This is a genomic window from Cyclobacteriaceae bacterium, from assembly GCA_025808415.1.
In the GTDB taxonomy this organism is placed as follows: domain Bacteria; phylum Bacteroidota; class Bacteroidia; order Cytophagales; family Cyclobacteriaceae; genus UBA2336.
In genome coordinates, this window is sequence record CP075525.1 from 2,972,116 (window position 1) to 2,994,246 (window position 22,131).

General features: G+C 42.0%; 13 protein-coding genes. 8 read left to right on the forward strand and 5 right to left on the reverse strand.

The genetic code is table 11. The features are described from left to right. Nucleotides 1–36: 36 nt before the first annotated feature. Nucleotides 37–1,278, reverse strand: coding sequence for a flippase (locus KIT51_13270; GenBank protein UYN85832.1), 1,242 nt, complete (start codon nucleotides 1,276–1,278; stop codon nucleotides 37–39). 203 nt (nucleotides 1,279–1,481) lie between these two features. On the opposite strand from KIT51_13270, the gene KIT51_13275 reads away from it, so the two are divergent. Continuing rightward, on the forward strand, nucleotides 1,482–2,039 hold the full coding sequence (locus KIT51_13275; protein UYN85833.1) for a hypothetical protein: 558 nt from the start codon (nucleotides 1,482–1,484) through the stop codon (nucleotides 2,037–2,039). Nucleotides 2,040–2,043: 4 nt separating this feature from the next. Here KIT51_13275 and KIT51_13280 read toward each other — a convergent pair whose 3' ends face one another. Beyond that, the gene (locus KIT51_13280; protein ID UYN85834.1) at nucleotides 2,044–4,260 is read right to left on the reverse strand and encodes a hypothetical protein; all 2,217 of its coding nucleotides are present in this window, start codon (nucleotides 4,258–4,260) and stop codon (nucleotides 2,044–2,046) included. A gap of 294 nt (nucleotides 4,261–4,554) precedes the next feature. On the opposite strand from KIT51_13280, the gene KIT51_13285 reads away from it, so the two are divergent. From KIT51_13285 to KIT51_13305, 5 genes are read left to right on the forward strand one after another with little or no spacing between them, the layout of a single operon-like run. Further along, on the forward strand, nucleotides 4,555–6,417 hold the full coding sequence (locus tag KIT51_13285) for a carbamoyltransferase (protein UYN85835.1): 1,863 nt from the start codon (nucleotides 4,555–4,557) through the stop codon (nucleotides 6,415–6,417). Nucleotides 6,418–6,449: 32 nt separating this feature from the next. Further along, on the forward strand, nucleotides 6,450–6,599 hold the full coding sequence (locus KIT51_13290; protein ID UYN85836.1) for a hypothetical protein: 150 nt from the start codon (nucleotides 6,450–6,452) through the stop codon (nucleotides 6,597–6,599). 9 nt (nucleotides 6,600–6,608) lie between these two features. Then, entirely contained in the window at nucleotides 6,609–6,992 is a 384-nt protein-coding gene (locus KIT51_13295; GenBank protein ID UYN85837.1) for a hypothetical protein, read from the forward strand. A 3-nt stretch (nucleotides 6,993–6,995) separates the two neighbouring features. Further along, the gene (locus tag KIT51_13300; GenBank protein ID UYN85838.1) at nucleotides 6,996–7,862 is read left to right on the forward strand and encodes a UbiA prenyltransferase family protein; all 867 of its coding nucleotides are present in this window, start codon (nucleotides 6,996–6,998) and stop codon (nucleotides 7,860–7,862) included. Then, nucleotides 7,863–8,459, forward strand: a complete 597-nt coding sequence (locus KIT51_13305) for a haloacid dehalogenase-like hydrolase (protein UYN85839.1) — start codon at nucleotides 7,863–7,865, stop codon at nucleotides 8,457–8,459. Here KIT51_13305 and KIT51_13310 read toward each other — a convergent pair. From KIT51_13310 to KIT51_13320, 3 genes are read right to left on the reverse strand one after another with little or no spacing between them, the layout of a single operon-like run. After that, nucleotides 8,452–9,693 carry a PD40 domain-containing protein gene (locus KIT51_13310; protein UYN85840.1) on the reverse strand — a complete coding sequence of 414 codons (1,242 nt, stop codon included), beginning with the start codon at nucleotides 9,691–9,693 and terminating at the stop codon, nucleotides 8,452–8,454. The genes KIT51_13305 and KIT51_13310 overlap by 8 nt on opposite strands. Further along, the gene (locus tag KIT51_13315) at nucleotides 9,693–10,652 is read right to left on the reverse strand and encodes a PorP/SprF family type IX secretion system membrane protein (GenBank protein UYN85841.1); all 960 of its coding nucleotides are present in this window, start codon (nucleotides 10,650–10,652) and stop codon (nucleotides 9,693–9,695) included. The genes KIT51_13310 and KIT51_13315 overlap by 1 nt, the downstream gene beginning before the upstream one ends. A gap of 56 nt (nucleotides 10,653–10,708) precedes the next feature. After that, the gene (locus tag KIT51_13320) at nucleotides 10,709–20,086 is read right to left on the reverse strand and encodes a gliding motility-associated C-terminal domain-containing protein (GenBank protein ID UYN85842.1); all 9,378 of its coding nucleotides are present in this window, start codon (nucleotides 20,084–20,086) and stop codon (nucleotides 10,709–10,711) included. A 110-nt stretch (nucleotides 20,087–20,196) separates the two neighbouring features. Between KIT51_13320 and KIT51_13325 the strand changes: the two genes are divergently transcribed. Then, nucleotides 20,197–21,363: a glycosyltransferase family 2 protein gene (locus KIT51_13325; protein ID UYN85843.1), complete on the forward strand. Its 1,167-nt coding sequence runs from the start codon at nucleotides 20,197–20,199 to the stop codon at nucleotides 21,361–21,363. Between the two features lie 60 nt (nucleotides 21,364–21,423). Beyond that, a complete protein-coding gene (locus KIT51_13330; protein ID UYN85844.1) occupies nucleotides 21,424–22,131 on the forward strand; it encodes a YebC/PmpR family DNA-binding transcriptional regulator in 708 nt (235 codons plus the stop codon).

The following is a 22,131-nucleotide window of genomic DNA, read 5'->3' on the forward strand; positions in this document are numbered from 1 at the left end:
TTTTTACTCAAGGTACTATCAGGATAAAAAAATTACTCATCGTATCTTCAAACTAATCCAATTTTTACAAAAACGCCACCCGAAACTATACCACGCAATTACTTCCAAAAAAACTTTCCAAGTATTGATTTTAAACTTATAGTGGAGTATTGACTGGTTCACAATAAAAATAAAACAGAAAGAAATAACCGTACTGTAAGCCGCGCCAATCACACCATAAAGTTGAAGGAAAAAGTAATTCAATATGATATTGATAACAGCCATTAGCAATGATAAATAGAAATTAAGCTTGGGCATTTGAAGGGCGTCCATAATCGTTCCAAATTGCCTGCTAAAAGGGACTAAAAGTGTATAAAATATAGTAACCTGAAGAATAGGAACCGCATCCATGTATTCCTTACCAAAAATCGCCAGTATAATAAAATCAGCCAAAAAATAAACCGGAAGCACTACCGGAAGCATCACTGCCAGTATCAGGCTAACGGACTTATAATATATTGACTGGACGCCCTCAATTCCAGAATCCCTCATTTTACTTCCTACCTGGGGAAATACAATATTAGCAATGGCAAGCGTGGGCACCTCTACAATGTTGGAAATACGGAGGGCTGGATTATACATGGCGACTCCCGCAGTAGAAATTAATCGACCAATCATCCAACTATCAGTATTTTTAATAAGCATAGAACTAACATTAGTGCCAAATGTATATTTGCCTAATCGAAATAATTTCCACAGGATTCTTGAATCAAAAAGCCCTCTATAAAAAGTAGGCACATTGTTCTTCAACAATTGAAATGAGAAAAATGAGGCTATTAGTGTTGAGCAAACCTGGATAAGGGCCAGTTCATTCAATGAAGGGCTACTGCCAATGATATAATAGGCAAGAATGTAGGCAAAAAAGATAAACAGCCTGATGAAGTTGGCTATGAAAATAGCTTTAAACTCCAGCCTTGCTTGCAGCAAGTACTCAAAGTGAAAGAAAGCTATGAGGAATAGTGAATTTGCCGCATATATATAAAACAATTGTTCGAGTTTTTCAGCGTACCAAAACTTTGACAAGAAACCGGCACTCACACTTAACAAAATGACTATGGCACAAGTCAGGATAAAATGAAGGATAAGGGAATTTTGTATGATTTTTGAATATTCATCTTCTTTTGCAACAACCAGCATACTTACAAAAGGGGTACGTATAAAACCAATCCGTAATGTTTCCAGAATACCCCCAACGCTGGTAAATAAAACCCAAACCCCTACTTCTGATGGGGGTATCATCCGAACCAAGAAAAAAATACTGGCAAAGCCTAATAAGACTACGGAAACTTGATTGATGAGCGCGTACGCCCCATGATTTATCCAATGAAACAAACTTTTATCAGACGCCAACGCTAAACGATTTTCCGTAAAGATAACCGAGATTAATAACTTTGCTAAAAATGAGGGGGAACCATATATTGCAAATAACCTACTTCAAAAAAATGCTTAAAAAGGCAGCGCTAATATTAACTTTAACCCTATTGACCCTTTCTTTGATCGGCTTCATTTTGTACAAAAAGTACGCGCCTGAAATAATCGCCAATGAACTTCTTAAGGAAACTGAGCCTGTCTTTCTTCCCAAAAAGGTCAATGAAAAAATTAAAAAAATAAAGGTTCAAACAAATCAGCTTTCTTCAGATATAATAAAAGATATTCACAAATCAGATATTACACTTGATCAGCTTCTTCATGCCCTTGATGGGGTAACAGAGCCTAAAGCCAATGCATTGCTGGACGAAATAAATAAACTGGGTAACCTTAAGAGCCCGGATCAGGTTTTTAATTTAGTCAAAAAACACTTTCCTGTAGACTTTGATGTTGAGCCTCTACGTGCTCCCTTCAGGGAAAAAGCGGATGTTCAAGTTCTGCAAAAGGTGGTACAAAAAGCCAACGAGTACCGCGACAATAAATTAATTGATTTTGAGTCAGCCAAAGCAATTGTTAAACGCATACTTATTGAGAAAGAGAAGGAATTTAACCAGTATATTAAAACTGATTAAAGCATCACAATTTATAATCTTTTGGATCAATTCGATTAAGGATACTCCCACCAAACTTATTACCCAATGAATTCAGGTATTGGATTGACTCACGATCCTGTTGAGAGATGGTTGACTGGGCAGAGAAAATAGTAATCACTTTATCAACATACTGAACTAGCTCTTTAGTGTCGGCATAATCATTTAATGCCGCTCCTTCGAGAATGATGTAATCAAAGTTGGATTTAAAGCCATCGATTAAGCTTTTGAAATTCCGTCCACTTAGAATCTCAGCGGGAGAAGCACTGCCACTGCCGGCATTGGTCACTATAAAGATATTCTTATAAATAGTGGGGGTTATTAACTCGTAAGCCATTTCAGTATCGTCAGGTTCAGGGTCGCCCTTATCCTGTGCAGAGGATGTTAATAGCCCAATTACCGGTTGCTTGTCCTCTATTGATTTTACTTTGCCCCTCCCCTTTGGTAAAATTTGAGAAAGAACATTATTTCGAAAATTAGTGTCCACAATCAATATCCGCTTATTAACCAAACTTAATACATAGGATAAGGCTATAATAAAAAAAGTCTTGCCCTCATTTTTCCGTACGCTTGTCACCAGAATTACGGGAGAATTAAACGAAACAATTTCATGTCGGACTTTTCTCAAGATCGATTTAAACAACTCACCATTTTCATTTCCGGCTTGATTGAAGAATTGCGGAATATTGAAATTGCTTAAATTCAAACGGATGACGGAACCAATTAATGGCAGGTTTACAATAGAGTGAAATTTATCGGTTGACCGTATTGATTGATCGAGAAATTCAAGCAATACAATAAAAAAGATACAAATGGAAAAACTGCTAAAACCTGCCAAACCTACAATTAAAATTCGCTTTGAGGACAACGGGTCCTGTGGAGGAAATGCAGCTGAAACCTGTCGTAAAGTGTTCGAAGCCAATAACCTGTTTTTTGCTTCATTAAATTTAGCAACCGCCTCTAAATATTCTTGCGAAGCAAGGTCCACTTCCTTTTGAATAGCCGCTAATTTAGCTTCCTTAGAAGCATAACCAGAAAAGCTATATTGCAAACTTCTTATCTTTGCCTCAACCGTATTGAGGTTTGTTCTAGCCACCTGAAACTCAACCTCTAACTCATTAAGGCTATTTTGTATATCCGTTTTGGATAATGTAGGAGTCGTTTGACCAGATCCATTAGTCAAAGTTTGAATTCTCAGTTGTTCCCGTAAAAAACTTATAGAGTCCCTTAACTTATTATCCACCTGTCCTCCTGTAATGTACCGGTCATTCAATGTATTGATCGCATTTCTCAATTCAATGATTTTTTGATTATCGGTTGTACCAATCGGGTTGCCCGTTACTCCGTTTAATTGTTTAGTTAGGTTGGCGCGGGTAAGTTCAATCCTGTAAAGCGTACTGCGGATATCATCCCGCTGTTTCTCCAGATCGGATAGCTGCGCTAACTTATTTTCCCCTTCCTTTTCAACACTAAACAGGCTGTTGCTGGTCTTAAACAAACGTTGGGTCTCCATCTTTTCATCCAATTCCGATTTCTTTTGCCTGACCAGGTAGTCCAAAAATTCAACAGATTCACCGGCACGTTCCGTTGTTAAGGATTTATTAAACCTGATAAATTCCTCACAAAATGCATTGGCTGCTAATGCGGACAGATGTGGATTATCGGAAACATAGTCAACTTGGATAAAATCAGTGTTTGGAATACGGAATATTGACAAACTTGATTTAACGATTAAATAATCATAACTGTAAGCAGCCAAAAATTTTCTGATAACCGGGTAGCCTTTTGAAGAAGTGGATAAAGGCATTAAACTATCCAACATTACACTTACTAAACTTTTTACATATTTTATCTCTGCACTGTCAGTTTGAAGTTTTTCTGGATCAGGTTGGTGAAATGGGGTCTGTCTTTCATCCAAATCGTGCAACAACAATTTATACTGAACAAAGTTAATCGCTATTCCTGCGTTCATCGAATTCAATAGATTACTGAATTTGATATCGGCATCTCTTGGATTGAACCACTCTTCTTTTAAATGCACCTGATCGTTCGTAGTAAAGCCAGTGGCCATTTGAGTTGATGCCCTATACTTATGAACCTGATTGAGAGTGAAAAAATATGCTGCGCCACTGGCCAGTATTGGAATACTTAACCACAACCACTTTTTCCTCCAAATGACTTTTAAGAGAAAAAGAATATCCATGTTAACCAACTGTTACTATTTACCAAAGGTACCAAAATTTAAGCCATTATAAGAGCTATTAGAAATTGACTAGGATATGCAAGGCCTACATTCTCATACTTTCCAAAATAGAGCATTTTTTAGCCCCTGTTATGTCATATAATGTTCCGCTTTCGAAAGTAGTCATCCTTACGTAAACACCCCCAAAAAAGTTATGCTTGCACGCACTAAAAACCCTTGAATCTCTGTAAATTTCCGCGTTTTTTAATCACCTTTGAAGCTTGTCGAAACCTATTTGAATTACTACTTATCCGCATGAAAATTCTTGGTATTTCTGCCTTTTATCACGACTCTGCAGCCGCCATAATTGAAGATGGCGAAATTATAGCCGCAGCCCAGGAAGAACGCTTTACCCGCAAAAAACATGACCCGGGTTTCCCCTCCCAAGCAGTCAAGTTCTGCCTCGATTATGCCGGCACTACTATTGATAAACTGGATGCCATTGCCTTCTACGACAAACCGTTATTGAAATTTGAGCGCCTCCTGGAGACCTACTATGCCTTTGCCCCAAAAGGAGTTTCATCCTTCATAACAGCCATTCCTGTGTGGCTACGTGAAAAAATGTTCCTCAAACGATTGATCCTTGATGAGCTTTCAAAAATTTCGGACTTTGATAAGAAGAAACTTAAGCTCTTGTTTCCGGAACACCACCTTTCACATGCAGCCAGTGCGTATTATTCCTCTCCTTTTGAGGATTCGGCTATTATGACGATTGATGGCGTAGGCGAATGGGCTACTGCCTCCATTTGCCACGGTACTGGAAAAGACATTAAAATCCTAAAAGAACTTAAGTTCCCCCATTCTTTGGGATTATTGTATTCGGCATTCACTTATTTCCTTGGTTTCAAGGTGAATTCTGGTGAATATAAACTTATGGGTTTAGCTCCATATGGCGTTCCGGGCAGCGAGCAGGTAAATAATTATATAGCTATCATTAAAGAAAAGCTTGTTTCTATCAAGGAAGATGGATCAATTTGGCTGAATCAGGAATACTTTAACTATGCCACCGGGCTTCGCATGGTGCATGAAGATAAATGGGAAAAACTTTTTGGCTTCAAAGCCCGAAAACCTGAGGATGAGCTTGAAGCACATCACTGCAACCTGGGCCTGGCGATACAACACGTAACCGAAGAAGCAGTTATTTTGATGGGTAAAGAGGCACAACGCCTTACCGGCTCAAAGCATTTGTGCCTTGCCGGAGGGGTTGCCTTAAACTGCGTGGCCAACGGAAAACTGCTCAATACCGGCATTTTTGACGACATCTTTATACAACCTGCAGCAGGTGATGCCGGAGGAGCGTTGGGTGCTGCACAGGCAGCCTATCATATATATTTTGGTAAAGAACGTGTTGCACCAAAAACTATGGATGGAATGAAAGGATCATACTTAGGGCCTGAATTCTCCGATCTGGATGCTGAACACGTAATCCGAAAATACGCGGCCAAGGGTAAGCACTTTAACGACTATTCCGAACTGTGTGCGTATGTGGCACAGCGAATTGCCGAAGACAATGTAGTGGGTTGGATGCAAGGCCGGATGGAGTTTGGACCCCGGGCGTTAGGTGGCAGAAGCATCTTGGGTGACCCACGAAGTGCTGAAATGCAACGAAAGCTTAACGTAAAAATCAAATACCGGGAATCATTCAGGCCTTTTGCCCCCTCCGTTCTTGCGGAAGATTGCCCACAATATTTCGAGCATAAATCTTCTTCGCCCTACATGTTGTTGGTACAGCCAGTACTGGAATCCAGGCGTAAACCTTTACCAGAAGGCTATAATTCTTTCTCACTGAAAGATAAATTATACCATCTCCGCTCCGACATGCCGGCAATTACACATATTGATTTCTCTGCCCGCATTCAGACCGTGCACAAAGAAACAAATCCCAGATATTATCAACTCATTGAGGCCTTCAAAAAACTTACAGGATATGGTGTCATTGTAAACACCAGTTTCAATGTTCGTGGCGAACCCATCATTTGCACACCTGAAGACGCCTACCGCTGTTTTATGCGCACCGAAATGGATTATCTGGTGGTCGGGAATTATGTTTTCGAGAAAAAGGTCCAACCGGAATGGCAAGAAAAAGACAACTGGAAGGAAGAATTTACACTGGATTAAAGTATATTTGAACGTCTAAAAATCAGTTGGTTATGGAATTTCTCAGAGATGTGCTGAAGTTTATGGCTGCCCGAAAAAAGTGGTGGCTCACTCCCATTATTTTACTGCTAATCTTTATTGGAGTCTTACTGGTGATTGGTGGTGGTTCAGCTGTTGCGCCATTCATTTACACACTTTTCTAAATTTTCATCGTGCAAAAGCAAGACAGATACAAAACCATCCTGGTCATTGTTTCCGGGTTTTTGGTTATCGCCTGGGTTTTATTTGTAAAAGATTTTACCAATGCGGCACAAATCCTTGCAAAAGTAGCTATAGGCATTGGCTTGGTCTCCGTTTTTATCCCTATTGCGGCAAAGGGAATTGAATGGGTGTGGCTCAAAATTGCGCACATTCTGGGCTGGATCAATTCTAAGATTCTCCTTGGCTTGATATTTTTTATTTTTCTTCTTCCTATTGCCTGGTTGTCACGGCTTTTTACAAAAGATCCGCTAAAGTTGAACGGAAGGCAACTGAAATCTCTATACAACGACCGCAATCATCTCTACACGAAAGAAGACCTGGAAAACATCTGGTAATTCATGCGGCCAATTATACATCTAATACGGCCTACACATTGGATAAAAAATCTTTTTTTACTCATCCCAACTTTCTTTGCAGGAAGTATCTTTCAGGTCGAGCGCCTGGAAATTATTATCCTGGGGATTATAGCCTTTAGTCTGATTGCATCAGCCGTTTATATTTTAAACGATCTTAAAGATATTGAAGTTGATCGTATCCATCCCTTAAAAAAGGATAGACCGCTGGCATCCAGAGCCGTTAGCCGTTCAACCGCAACCGTCCTGCTCGTAATTTTCACAGCAAGTGGTTTGTTGCTTTCTTACCTACTGAATCCTGTATTCCTCATCCTGCTGAGTTGTTACCTGGTGCTGAACATCGCCTATTCTTTCGGCCTGAAAAATATACCCATTGTCGATTTATTCATTGTTTCGCTTGGGTTTTTAATACGCATTTATAGTGGTGGGGTGTTGTCGGGGGTTGAAGTTTCCCATTGGCTTTCTATTATGGTACTATTGCTTTCACTGTTTTTGGTGCTGGCAAAAAGGCGCGATGATCTTGTTCTTCAGGCAACCTCATCGTCTGTTATCCGAAAAACATCCTCAAGTTATAATCTCGAATTCATTAACGCCTGCCTGACCATTTTCGCTGCCGTAATCGTGGTGTCATATATTATGTATACCGTGTCGGCAGAAGTGATTGCACATTTCAATAGTTCGTATCTTTTTGCAACAACCGTGTTTGTTATTGCCGGCATCATGCGTTACTTACAAATTACCTTGGTGGAGCAAAACAGTGGATCACCAACCAGCATACTGGTCAAGGATAAATTTATCCTCATCACCATACTTTTGTGGATTATTTCGTTCTACATTATCATTTATTATTAAGTGAACAAGCTTGTCCTTTTTGATTTTGATGGAACCCTGACACAAAAGGACTCCCTGATAGAATTTCTTTCGTATTATCATGGACGAACAAAATTACTTTTTGGTTTAATATTTCTTTCACCTGTTCTTATCCTCTATATACTTAAGATAATATCCAACAATAAAGCCAAAGAAATACTCCTTCAATGGTTTTTCAGCAAAGAACCTATCGAAAGGTTTAATCAAGTGTGTATGGCATTTGCGAAGGAATCCATTCCAAAAATGCTTCGTCAAGAGGCTATTGAGCGTCTACTCTTCCATAAAAAAAACCACGATACAGTTGTTGTAGTAACGGCATCTGCTGAAAACTGGGTGAAGCCATGGTGTGATGACATGGGTATTTTGTGCTTAGGAACCCTCCTTCAGGTTATGGAAAATAAACTTACAGGCAAGTACGCTGGAAAAAATTGTTATGGGCCTGAAAAAGCCACACGAATTAAAGCGCAATTCGATTTAGCAAAATTCGAAACTATTATTGCCTATGGTGATTCACGGGGCGATCAAGAAATGTTCGGCTTGGCAAATGAATTCTACTACAAAACCTTTCCACCTACTTAAACAACAGGATTTCGATTACACCACCCCCGTTTCTGTTTAGCTCAGGCTTAACATTTTGAGTAGAAATAAAAACACGCGATGGCTCTAAACCAACTAACCGTAACGCCTGGACGATTTCATTTGTCCGTTCAATCGTTACTTTACTATCTTCTTCTTCACGAATCCAAATCAAAATTTTTAATCCAGTGCGTGACAATATCCGGTTCGCAACAAACCACACAATTTCATTTTGATCGTTGGAGAGCCTTGAGATTCCCCGGTTAAAATCCAATCGGGTTGAGATACGTTTAGGATATATTTGATTAAGTTCTTCTTCTGAAAGAAAACTGGAACCTGCCGGCAATACGTTGTTTACATAAGACACCTTAAGGGAAAATAAGTCTATTCCTTTTCCACCATGATTACGGGAATAATAAGCTATCGTATCGGCATAAATGGAAAAATAAGAGTCGAAACCGGATGTATTAATGGTAGAACCCAGATTTTTTGGCACAGACCAAATATCCCATGAATCGTATAATCTTTCACTTACGAATATATCTGCGCCACCCTGGCCTCCATGCCCATTACTGGAAAAATATAACTTTGATTTGTCAACTGAAAGAAAAGGGGAAATCTCAAAACCCGATGTATTTATAGAAGATCCCAGATTTTTTGGAGGTAGCCACTCACCAGCCGGATTCTTTAAGCTTATATAGATATCCTCTTCACCATAACTATCTTTTCCCTTCATGGATATCACCATCACCTCAAACGAAGGGTGTACATAGATCCCCACAAAGTCATCGCGATTTATTCCAGGTACAGGAACAAACTCCGGTTTGGTCCAATTTCCATTGACCAACTTGGAAAATGAGATTCCACTTTTATAGTTGTATGCATTCAGTAAATAAACTGTCTTACCGTCCTGACTCATGCCAATAACAGCGTTGGGGCGCTTATTATTCCAGGGCTTGCCTGCATTCACTGCCGGAGTCCAGTTACCATTGCCATCCTTTCGGGAAATCCAGATATCGGTACCCGCATATTTACCGCCCAGGTTTTTACTATGAAATGCCCTTGTAAAGTACAGTGTCGATCCATCAGGCGATAGCAGTGGTGACAACTCCTCATCATTTGAGTTTATGTCTGAACGGAGTCTTTCAGATTGGCTGAAATCAAGTTCCTGAGCGCTTGCCACCAGTACGGCAATAAAAAAGAATTGATGCAGAATCAAATACTTCATTCTATCCATCACCAGAAACGAGGCTTTAACTTATAGGGATTGTATACCGTAATACCCAGTATCAACTCGTGGGTAGTTATATTAAAATTATCCAGCCCGCCCATGTACATATCATAGGCATAATTAATGGATAGTCTGTTTGTGTTTAAACCAAAAAGTAAGGAGGTTTTTAGATCAGGCTCATATGCCGATCCCACGTAGATGAAGTCTTTATATTTCAATCGGAGGTTGGCTGCCCACCTTAAATCATAACCTTCTTTATAGGTTGTAAAAATACCAGGTGATATCATCCATTCTGCGTTGAGCGGCAAAAATGCACCTACCTGAGCGCTGTAACGAACGCCTGAATTCAAGCTGAATAACCCATCGCCATTCATCATTCGTGCCAATAGATTATCCGATGAGAACCCCAGAAAGAACCGCTTTGAATAAACTACCATACCAAAGTCCATCAGCAAAGTATTCTGAGTACCCTGCCCCGCCAGCAGTAAACTTTGATAGAATAAGTCGTTTACATCATCGCGCACCTGAAGTCCTGAAAAGTCAATACGTTGATTCGTAAAGCCTACCCTGGAGCCCAACGAGGCGCTTAGCCTGGATGTTAAAGGTAAATGATAGGAGTAATTTAAGAAACTGCCAAATGATTTATAGGGACCTACCTTCCTACTGGTAACGATACCGCCCAATCCATGGCGCCTTCTGAATTTATTTTCATTTTGGATCTTTTCAAAAAGAGAAGGATCAGACGTGCGCAAGGAATTATTTCTCCGCCCGGAACGACTTCCAGTATTTAATGCCCCGAAGAAACTGAAATAAGAATTGTCGTTTTGAATTCCATAATCATTCCAGCCTTCCCTTACACCAGCATTTATACTGAAAAAATCGTCAACGCCCGTAAAGGCTGGGTTAACAGCGGGCAGGTTCAAATAATATTGCGTAAAGTCGTCTTCTTGCGCTGATGCATGCATTCCGCCAAATAAAAGTATTAAGGGTAGTAGATTCCGATATAGCCTGACCATTCGTTTCATCTCAATATCGTTACTGTACCCTGGTATTTGCGCTTTCCTCCATTCAAATAGATGGTATAAATGTATGGGCCAGGTGGTAATGCCTTGCCGTTTTTCTTACCATCCCATTTGCAATCAACGGTCTTGCATTGAAATACCAATGAACCATTCCTATCAAACACCCTGATATCAATGTCAGCGTAATAATCCAGGTCAACAAAATCCCAATAATCATTAACACCATCATCATTAGGTGTAAATGCATTTACAATACTTACTTCAGGAAATACCGCGGTTATGGATACTATTCTGCTTACCGCGTTGCTGTCATCCAAACTATCGCGCACCACAAAAGCTACTCGCTTATCTGATATTTCAGCATCACCCGTAACCGGACTGCTGAACAATACTTTTGCCAATGCAGCCTCATAATTAGCACGTGTATCTTTTCCTGTTAAGTCTAAAATACCGGTTGCTGAATTATAGGTAGCCGTAATTGGCGATCCGGATTCTGGTCGATAGGAAAGCTGATCACCGTTAGTAAAATTTTCAATTATCGAAATGGTTGCTGAAAACATATTTGAATTATCTACATCGTTTATCAATATTGATGTAGATACCGGTATGGCAGGGTCACCCAGACTATATAATACAGGTGTTGTCTCTATATTGCTTAACACCGGAGGGTCATTTACACTAATTATAGAAATTAATACGTTGGCGTTCTGTCCGGCTAAAAAAGCCCCGTCATAAGCATTCCATCTGAAAGAATCTGAACCATAAAAATCTAATCTAGGCAAATAAATGAAATCATTAATGGTACCACCTTCAACAGTAATTTCAGTGCCTGCTGTGACCGCAATGCCCTTCCAAAAGAGTGTGCCTTGTGTGGGTAAAGAAATTACCCTTACAAATTGAATTGGACTACCTGAAAAACTCGAAAAATTATCTCCAAAGGTTGAGTATTTGAAAGCAAAGGGCACATCTTCAGGTGTCTGTATAGAAAAATCAGTTAATGTGGGCGGAAAATTGGGTGTAATCGTTAACGTACCTTGAACATAATTGAAGTTGTAATTATTATCACTGCCACCAGCAACAGTAATTGGATAACCACCTTGCGGTGAAGAAAGCGTGGCAGTGGTAGTCGCTTGCGGTTTTACATCAATATCATTGACATTATCGGCATTGGCAAAGCCGGAATAACTGATGGTTAATTCAGGGTTTGGTGTACCAAACAATTTTGTCTTATTATCTGCGGCAGCAGTTAATGTTGCTTTGGTTATAGTAAGCGTGCCTGCAGCGTAAATAAAATTGTAATTATTATCCGTACCCCCGGAAACAGTAATTGGATAAGTGCCCACAGAAGTGGTTTTTGTGGCCGTGGTGTTGGCCAATGGCTTGCTGTCCAATACCGATTCGCTTTCCCCGTTTACGAAGCCAGTGTATGCTATGGTTAACTCAGGATTATCTATACCATAAATACGACTGATGTTATTAGCACGCGCAGTCAAACTAATTTTATTGACCGTGATGGCTACCGCAGCCTCTTCAATGATATTAAAATTACCGGTATTCGTTGGCACAAACCTGACGGCAAGTTTTTGGTTAGCCCCTGCATTGAGCAGCGTTCCTGAAGCTGGTGTGTAGGTAAATGATCCCGCCACAGAAGCCGATGCGTTAAGTTGAGTTGCGCTTAATGGTGTGCCGTAGTTTATCGGTGATGGATTATTCCAAGTGATTACAGGATTGGCCTTATTGACGGTAATTAATACAGTAACCCCATTCACGTTGTTGAAGTTATTGGTATTGGTTGGAACGAAATTCACTGATAATACCTGGTTAGCTCCAGCATTCAGCACTGTACCGCTTGCTGGTGTATACGTAAAAGTACCAGTTGTATTGGCTGTCGCATTTAATTGCGTGGCACTAAGTGCTGTACCGAACGTTATAGGCGCTGGTGTTGACCACGTGATTACCGGAGTGGCTTTGTTCACGGTAATAGTTACCGTTGTTCCATTTACCGGGTTATAATTATTAGCATCTGTTGGACTGAAATTAACGGACAATGGCTGATTTGCCCCTGCATTTAATATTGTTCCTGCCACAGGGTTGTACGTAAATGTTCCGGGTACGTTGGCAGATGCATTTAACTGCGCTGAGCTAAGCGCAGTTCCAAAGGTTATTGGTGAAGGCGTATTCCATGTGACCACCGGATTTGCTTTATTCACTGTGATCTGTACCGTGCTTCCGGATACGCTATTGTAATTAGTAACATCCGTTGGGGTGAAGTTAACCGATAACACCTGGTTTACGCCTGCATTTAAAATCGTACCAGCTGCAGGACTATACACAAAACTTCCCGGTACATTGGCCGTTGCATTTAGTTGCGTTGAAGAAAGTGGAGTACCATAGGTAATGGCTGCCGGGTTAGCCCATGTGATTACTGGTGTAGCCTTATTAACAGTAATCAATACAGTAATACCCGTAACTGAATTATAATTAGCTGAATTAGTAGGATTAAAGTTTGCACTAAGAACCTGATTAGAACCAGCATTTAAAATGGTGCCTGCCGCGGGCGTATAGGTGAATGTTCCTGGTACGCTTGCAGTGGCATTCAGTTGTGTGGCACTCAAGGGCGTTCCGTACACTATTGCCGCAGGATTGGACCATGAGATTGCGGGCGTTGCTTTTACTACAGTAAGCGTTCCATTCACATAGGTAAACGTATAATTATTGTCAACACCTCCCGAAACTGTAATGGTATAGGTACCCACCGGGCTTGATGCATTGGCAGTAGTAGATGCGGTTGGGGGTGTACCAAGAACAGTGGCAGTTTCACCATTTCTAAACCCTGAATAGGATATTGTAAAGGCAGGATTCGCAGCCCCAAATTCACGGCTGGCATTCACGGCCGTTGCGATGAGTGTGGCTTTTGTGATGGCCAGCGTTCCAGGGATATAACTAAAACTATAATTATTATCTGTCCCTCCGCCTAATGTGATTGGATATGTACCCACCGGACTAGTAACCGTTGCGGAAGTTGTAGCAACCGGTAAAACATCAATCACCGTAACATCTTCTGAATTGACAAAACCGGAATATGTAATTGAAAAAATTGGATTTGCTGACCCATAAGTTCGGCTTGCATTTACGGCTGTTGCCGTTAATACCTTTTTAGTGATGGTTAAAATACCCGAAACATAATTGAGATTATAATTATTAGCAGAACCACCCGCTACATTGATTGGATAATTCCCGACATCACTTAGCACAGTTGCGGTAGTGGTGGCAGTGGGGGCTGAATCAATAACTGATGCGTTTTCGCCATTAACAAATCCAGTATATACAAAAGTTAGTGGAGGATTTGCAGATCCATAAACACGCGATTGATTATTGGCAGTGACAGTAAGTTGAGCTTTATTTATGGTTAATAATCCGGTTTGCAATATTATACTATAATTAACCGCATTTCCACCCGACAGATTAATTGGATAAGTACCTACAGGGCTCGTGTTCGTTGCTGGGGTGCTTGCCGTTGGTTGCGTGATTGCACCTGGATTATCGCCATTCAAAAAACCACTATAGGTTATCGTAAACACAGGATTACTCTGTCCATATGATTTGCTCGCATCGGCAGGCCGTGCAACAAGCGGGGCAGGGTTAACAGTAAGGGTTCCGCTCTGTAAAGTAAAATTATAGTTAATGGATACACCTCCGCTTAATGTGATTGGATAATTTCCAACATTACTTAACACAGTAGCGCTTGAAACAGCTGATGGTGGTGTAATTGAACCTTCTGTATCGCCATTCACAAACCCGGAATAGGTAATGGTAAAACCTGGATTCGGCAATCCATACGACCGTGATTTATCATCAGCACGAGCTGTTAAGGGAGCTTTGGTGATGGTTAATGTACCATTGACATAATTGAATGTGTAATTATTGTCGATACCTCCTGAAGGAATAATTGGAAACGTACTTCCTGCATTATCCGCTGCAATGGCAGAACAGGTAGCAACAGGAGGTGTATCAATCACACTGGCTGTTTCACCGTTTACAAATCCGGTGTACGTTATTGTAAAGGTTGGGTTGGCGGCACCATAAACACGTGTCCTGTCGGCTGCTGTAGCCGTTAGTTGTGCCTTATTAACAGTGATTTGTACGGTACGGTTTACCGTATTATAAACTACAGTATTATCAGGCACGAAAGTAACCGAAAGTGTCTGGTTTGCACCTGCATTCAATAAGGTTCCCAAAGCAGGCGTATACGAAAAGGTACCCGGCACGTTGGCTGTTGCATTCAATTGCGTTGCGCTGAGTAACGTGCCGTACGTAATGGCTACAGGATTTGCCCAGGTTACAACCGGATTATCCTTATCGTTAACCGTAATCTGCACTTGAGTACTGGGTACAGAATTATAGTTTAAAGCATCGGTGGGCGTAAAGGATGCAGTAAGTGTATAAGTTCCTGCTGTTGGAAAGGAAGAACCAATTGACGGTGTGTATGTAAACGTGCCAGGCACATTGGCCGTGGCATTAAGTTGTGTCGGTGTTAAGGGTTCATTGATTTTAATTGGTAAGGGTGTAGACCAGGTTACAACGGGAGTTGCTTTTGTAACGGTTATTAAAGCGGTTCGCCCACTAATGGAGTTATAATTTAAACCATCAGTAGGTGTAAAATTCAATAACAACGTCTGATTAACCCCCACATTTAAAATTGTTCCGATGGCAGGTGTGTACAAAAAAGTTCCGGGTACACTGGCTGTAGCATTTAGTTGAGTTGCACTTAATGGCGTACCATAGACAATAGATGCAGGATTAGGCCAGGTAATTACAGGATCAGCTTTGTTCACGTTAATCGTACGCTGAAAATTATTTACTGAATTATAATTAGCAGCATCGGTTGGTGTAAAATTAACGGACAGTATTTGGTTGGCACCTGCATTTAATACTGTGCCCGCTGAAGGAGTGTAGACAAATACACCTGGTACGTTGGCCGTTGCATTCAGCTGGGTGGCACTCAATGCCGTTCCGTATGTAATAGAAGCCGGATTATTCCATGTAATTACTGGCGTTGCTTTATTTACGGTAATCAGGACCGTAGTTCCGTTTACAGGATTATAATTAGTAAGGTCAGTTGGAGAAAAATTAACCGACAGAACTTGATTAACCCCTACGTTTAGTAGCGTACCCGAAGCAGGAGTATAAACAAATGTTCCGGCCACGCTGGCAGTAGCATTCAGTTGGGTACTGCTCAGTAATGTTCCATAGGTTATCGGTGCCGGATTACTCCATGTAACGGTTGGAGTTGCTTTGTTTACGGTTATAAATACCGTAGTACCATTTACGGTATTATAATTCGATGCATCAGTAGGTGTAAAATTAACGGATAAAGCTTGGTTTACCCCAGCGTTTAATATTGTACCCATTCCTGGCGCGTATACAAATGTTCCGGGTACGCTCGCGGTCGCATTTAGCTGTGTTGCCGAGAGCGCTGTGCCATAGGTTATACTTGCAGGATTTGACCATGTTACGGTTGGTGTCGCCTTATTAACCGTGATTAAAGCAGTTGCCCCAATAATTGAATTATAATTCGCACCATCAGTAGGAACAAAATTAACGGACAATACCTGATTTACCCCTGCATTTAAGATGGTTCCTGTTGCTGGTGTATAAACAAAAGAACCAGGCACATTGGCGGTTGCGTTTAATTGTGTCGCACTCAGTGCAGTTCCGTAGGTAATTGCTGAAGGGTTCGCCCAGGTTATTACCGGATTTGCCTTGTTCACGGTTATCTGTACCGTTACTCCATTTACGGGGTTGTAATTCGCTGCATCGGAAGGAGAAAAGTTTACCGTAAGCGTTTGATTTGCCCCTGCATTAAGGATGGTTCCCAGGGCTGGTGTGTACGTAAATGTTCCGGCTACACTGGCAGTGGCATTTAATTGTGTTGAACTCAATGGCGTTCCAAAGGTAATTGCTGCTGGATTACTCCACGTAACAACAGGAGTGGCTTTAGTAATTGTTAGCGTTCCACTTACATAGCTGAATGTGTAGTTGTTATCATCTCCACCCGTTACCGTGATGGGATATGTACCTACTGGACTCGACAGTATAGCGGTAGTACCCGCAACAGGTAATGTGTTTAGTACTGTTAAATCTTCACCATTAACAAAGCCCGTGTAGTTAATGGTAAATGCTGGGTTGGCCGTCTGATATACCCGGGTTGCATTTGCTGCCGTGGCAACAATTGTGGCTTTAGTAATGGTTAGGGTTCCTGAAACATAATTGAACGTATAATTATCAGCCGTGCCACCTGAAACCGTAATTGGATAAGTACCCACGTTGCTGGCCAAGGTGGCTGTTGTGGTGGCTAAAGGTGCACTGGTGATAACCGTTGGGTTTTCTCCATTCACAAAACCAGAATAACTAATAGTAAATGTCGGGTTCGCGGCCCCATATAGTCTACTCTGATTATCCGCGGTGACAGTCAGCATGGCTTTGTTCACCGTCAGGGTGCCATTCACATAAGTGAAATTATAATTGTTAGCTGATCCGCCTGTAACCGTTATCGGATACGTACCTACCGGTGAGGCAGGAGTTGCCACACTTCCAACTGTTGGGGCTGTACCCAATGCTGAAGGTGTGTCGCCATTTACAAAACCACTATAACTTATGGTAAAGGCAGGGTTGGCGGCCCCATAAGTTCGGCTCTGGTTATTGGCTGTAGCGGTAAGGGTAGCTTTCGTTACCTCTATTACTACGGTGGTGCCATTGACTGTGTTGTAGTTTGTTACATCGGTCGGTGTGAAATTTACAGAAAGCACCTGGCTGGCACCTGCATTCAATACCGTGCCCGCTGCCGGTGTATAGGTAAAAGAACCTGCTACACTTGCCGTAGCATTGAGCTGGGCGCCCGATAACGGGGTGCCGTATACAATGGGTGAGGGTGTATTCCAGGTAACGGTTGGGGTAGCCTTGGTAATGGTTAACGTTCCATTCACATGGCTGATGGTATAATTGTTATCATCGCCACCGGATACCGTGATAGGATATGTGCCTACTGGGCTTGAGAGTATCGCGGTTGTGCTTGCAACAGGTAGAGTGTTCAACACAGTAAAATCTTCACCATTCACAAAACCTGCATAATTAATCGTAAATACCGGGTTAGCGGTTTGATATACCCTGCTTGCATTTGCAGCAGTGGCCGTTATCGTTGCTTTTGTAATAGTGAGTGTACCGGGGCTATAAACAAAATCATAATTGGCAGCAGTGCCTCCGAAAACATTTATCGCATAGGTACCAACGTCACTGGTTTGTGTAGCAGGTGTTGAGGCAGTTGGTGTTGAGGTGAGCACCGTAGTTGTTTCGCTGTTTACAAAACCTGAATAGCTGAGTGTAAAGACAGGATTGGCAGCACCGTACGTCCTGGTTGCATTCTGAGCTGTAACTGTGAGGGTTGCTTTGGAAATCGTGATGGTACCTGCGGTATTCACGATATCATAATTATTATCCGTGCCACCGGTTAATGAAATTGGATAAGAACCCACTGGTGTAGTGGCCACAACAGTTGAAGAAGCAACCGGTGGTGAATCAAGAACGGATGGGGTATCGCCATTTACAAAACCACTATAGCTTATTGTAAAGGCAGGGTTAGCAGTTCCATACGTGCGTGTTTTATTCTCAGCTGTAGCCGAAAGTATTGCTTTGTTTATTGCGAGTGTACCCGGAACATAATTAAACGTGTAATTAGAGTCATCACCACCGGATACCGTGATTGGGTAACTGCCCACATTACTGGTAGCCAAAGCCGTTGTCGTTGCAATGGGCGCAGTATCTAACACGGATGCATCTTCGCTATTTACAAAACCCGTGTAGGTTATTGTTAAGGTAGGATTCGCAGCCCCATATAATCTACTCTTATTATCCGCAGAGGCAGTCAGAGTGGCTTTGTTCACGGTAAGGGTGCCATTCACATATGTGAAATTGTAATTATTATCTGCTCCACCCGTAACGGTTATCGGATACGTGCCTACCGGTGAGACAGTTGTAGCCACACTTCCAGCTGTTGGCGCTGCACCCAATGCTGAAGGTGTATCGCCATTTACAAAACCACTATAACTTATTGTAAAGGCAGGGTTGGCGGCACCATAAGTTCGGCTCTGGTTATTGGCCGTGGCGGTAAGGGTGGCTTTCGTTACCTCTATTACCACGGTGGTACCATTGACTGTATTGTAGTTTGTTATATCGGTCGGTGTGAAATTTACAGAAAGCACCTGGCTGGCGCCTGCATTCAATACCGTACCCGCTGCCGGTGTGTAGGTAAATGAACCTGCTACACTGGCAGTGGCATTGAGCTGAGTGCCCGATAACGGGGTGCCGTATACAATGGGCGAAGGCGTATTCCAGGTAATGGCTGGGGTAGCTTTATTAACTAAAAGATTTTGATCAACTGGCGTGGCTGGATTATAGGTTTCATTACCCACTTGAGAGGCAGTGATGGTAGTTGTGCCCGCTCCTTCTATGGTAACAGTATTACCGCTAATGGTTGCAACCAATGGGTTGCTGCTTGAGTAACTTACTGGTAGCCCTGAAGAGGAGGTTGCGCTTAATGTAAAGCTACCTTCGCCAAAAGTTCTTGGAGTTAATGGATTGAACGTGATGGTTTGATTTAGCTTTACTCCCGATCCTTGCAGATTTATAACAAAAGGATTTGTGTCCGGATCATCGGAGTTAATTTGTATTGTAGCATTTCGCACACCACTTAACAGCGGAGAAAAAGAGATTGTAAAGGTAGTTGTGGAAGTCGGTCCGAGCGTTAAAGGTAAAGCAGGGGTGGCTAGAATATAATCTGCTGCATGTGCACCGCCCAGTGTTATGGTATTTATGGTAAGATCTTCGGGTGAACCATTATTCTCAATGGTAATGGTAATGGCTGACGATGTTGATAATAGGTTGATCGCACCAAAATCCTGCAAATGACCATTCGAAACGGGTGATCCTCCGATCGAAACCTGGATATCTTGTTCGAAAGAGTTTTTAATACCAGGCCCATTTTCTTTTGCAGAGACCGTTTGAAGAGCCAGTGCCGAAAACAAGCTAATTAGACTATATTTAAAGACGATGTTGGAAATCCACGTTCGCATAAAAAGCCAAATAAATACAAAGCCAATAAGAAAATAGGCTACTGTCTGCCCGCAAAGATCAGCCATCGCAAAATCATCCGGATAAGTGCTGTCCGGGTCATCCACCAAAAGGTGGGTGAAAAGGACTTCTATTGACTGATCTTCAGCAATAACAATCTTATCGGACGCCTGCCCGGTAATGACAGGTGCCTGGGAGAAAGCGCTAAAGAAAAGACAACAGATAATTGAGATAAAGCCAACTCTCATCATTACCTGAATATTGTCAGTTTGAAAAGGGTAACAAATATCGCCAAATAACCTGTGTATTTTCGACCCAAAATGTATTTTTTATCGAATTTTAAGGCCATTTTCGCAACCCAATGACCAATTTTGCCCCGGTTTTATTCTGGATCAGCCTGGCCCTGCTTCTATACACCTATTTGTTTTACTTCATCATCATTGTGCTGGCCTCCCGTTTAGCCGCCAGAAAACCTAAGGTGAAAGATAAAGCTACCGCCTGGCCAGAAGTTACCGTGGTCATCGCGGCCTTTAACGAGGAGCGGTTCATTACTGAAAAAATCAACAACTCGCTCACCCTTGATTATCCACTTGATAAGCTCAGTATAGTAGTTGTAACCGATGGCTCTACCGATAGTACTCCTGACCTTGTGAGGAAATTCAATTCCGTGAAGCTATTTCATGAGGCTGAACGAAAAGGAAAAATCCATGCCGTTGACCGGATCATGAAGCACATCAAAACCTCCGTTGTAATTTTTACCGATGCTAACACTACGCTAAACAACACCGCCATAAAAAACATCGTGCGTCATTATGAAGACATTACTGTTGGCGGTGTGGCAGGAGAGAAACAAGTCATATGGAAAGAGGCCGATAATGCTTCGGGGGCGGGTGAAGGACTGTATTGGAAGTACGAATCGTTGCTGAAAAAAGCAGACTCAGATCTATATACTGTAGTGGGGGCCGCGGGTGAATTGTTCTCAATCCGTACTTCACTTTACGAAAGCCCCCCACCCGATACCATCATTGAAGATTTTTACCTCTCCATGAAAATCGTAGCGAAAGGATACCGGTTTGTTTATGAACCTGATGCCTATGCCATGGAAGGACCTTCGGCCACAACAGAAGACGAGTGGAAACGAAAAGTCAGGATTTCAGCCGGAGGGTTACAGGCCATTGCGCGCCTTACTCCCCTGCTCAACCCCTTTCGGTATGGTGTGGTAACTTTTCAATATGTATCGCACCGGGTACTGCGGTGGACGCTTGCCCCGCTTGCCTTACTTTTCGTTTTCCTTTCAAACGCCTGGCTTATTCATAACTCATTCTTGTACCTGACCACTTTCCTGCTTCAGAGTATTTTTTACATACTCGCCCTTAGTGGGCACTTTTTGCGGAATAAAAAAATCCCGGTAAAAGGATTCTTTGTACCTTACTATTTCACCCTCATGAACCTAAGTGTTTTCTTCGGCTTGCTGCGGTTGCTCAAAGGCCGTCAATCGGTAGTGTGGGAAAAGGCAGAAAGGGCATGATCCATTTCAGGATTAATCATCAACAATTTATTTTTGAGCGCTTAAAACTAACTGCATACCATGGGACGCATATTTGAAAAACGAAAGCACAAAATGTTTGCCCGGTTCGACAAAATGGCGAAAGCCTTTACGAGGATCGGAAAAGATATTGCCATTGCCGTAAAACAAAATGGCCCCAACCCGGATAACAACCCACGCCTGCGGATGGCCATACAAAACGCAAAGGGCGTTAATATGCCTAAAGATCGCGTTGAGGCAGCCATTAAACGCGCATCATCAAAAGAAGAAAAAGATTTTCAGGAAATAACATACGAAGGTTATGCCCCACATGGTGTGCCCATTATGGTGGAGTGTGCTACGGATAACCCAACACGAACGGTAGCCAACGTGCGTCTTCATTTCTCTAAAAACGGTGGTAGTATGGGCAACTCCGGATCGGTTGCATTCTTATTTGAACGCAAAGGTGTTTTTAAATTCGATCCCGCCAAATTAAACCTTGATGAACTTGAGTTGGACCTGATCGATGCAGGGGCTGATGAAATTGAACGTGGGGATGATGAAACTATTGTGTACACCAAATTTACCGAATTCGGGCACATGCAGAAATTCCTCGAATCTAAAAACCTTGAGCCCAAAAGCTCGGAATTGCAGTATATCCCCACCACTACCAAAGCGTTGACGGAAGAGCAACAAGATGAAGTATTAAAATGTGTTGAGGCCCTTGAAGGTGACGATGACGTACAGAATGTTTACCACAACCTTGCCTGA

Coding starts and splice junctions, on each gene's coding strand:
- KIT51_13270 (UYN85832.1), bottom strand. CDS start 1,278: ATGATACCCCCATCAGAAGTAGGGGTTTGGGTTTTATTTACCAGCGTT.
- KIT51_13275 (UYN85833.1), top strand. CDS start 1,482: ATGCTTAAAAAGGCAGCGCTAATATTAACTTTAACCCTATTGACCCTT.
- KIT51_13280 (UYN85834.1), bottom strand. CDS start 4,260: ATGGATATTCTTTTTCTCTTAAAAGTCATTTGGAGGAAAAAGTGGTTG.
- KIT51_13285 (UYN85835.1), top strand. CDS start 4,555: ATGAAAATTCTTGGTATTTCTGCCTTTTATCACGACTCTGCAGCCGCC.
- KIT51_13290 (UYN85836.1), top strand. CDS start 6,450: ATGGAATTTCTCAGAGATGTGCTGAAGTTTATGGCTGCCCGAAAAAAG.
- KIT51_13300 (UYN85838.1), top strand. CDS start 6,996: ATGCGGCCAATTATACATCTAATACGGCCTACACATTGGATAAAAAAT.
- KIT51_13310 (UYN85840.1), bottom strand. CDS start 9,693: ATGGATAGAATGAAGTATTTGATTCTGCATCAATTCTTTTTTATTGCC.
- KIT51_13315 (UYN85841.1), bottom strand. CDS start 10,652: ATGCATGCATCAGCGCAAGAAGACGACTTTACGCAATATTATTTGAAC.
- KIT51_13320 (UYN85842.1), bottom strand. CDS start 20,086: ATGATGAGAGTTGGCTTTATCTCAATTATCTGTTGTCTTTTCTTTAGC.
- KIT51_13325 (UYN85843.1), top strand. CDS start 20,197: ATGACCAATTTTGCCCCGGTTTTATTCTGGATCAGCCTGGCCCTGCTT.
- KIT51_13330 (UYN85844.1), top strand. CDS start 21,424: ATGGGACGCATATTTGAAAAACGAAAGCACAAAATGTTTGCCCGGTTC.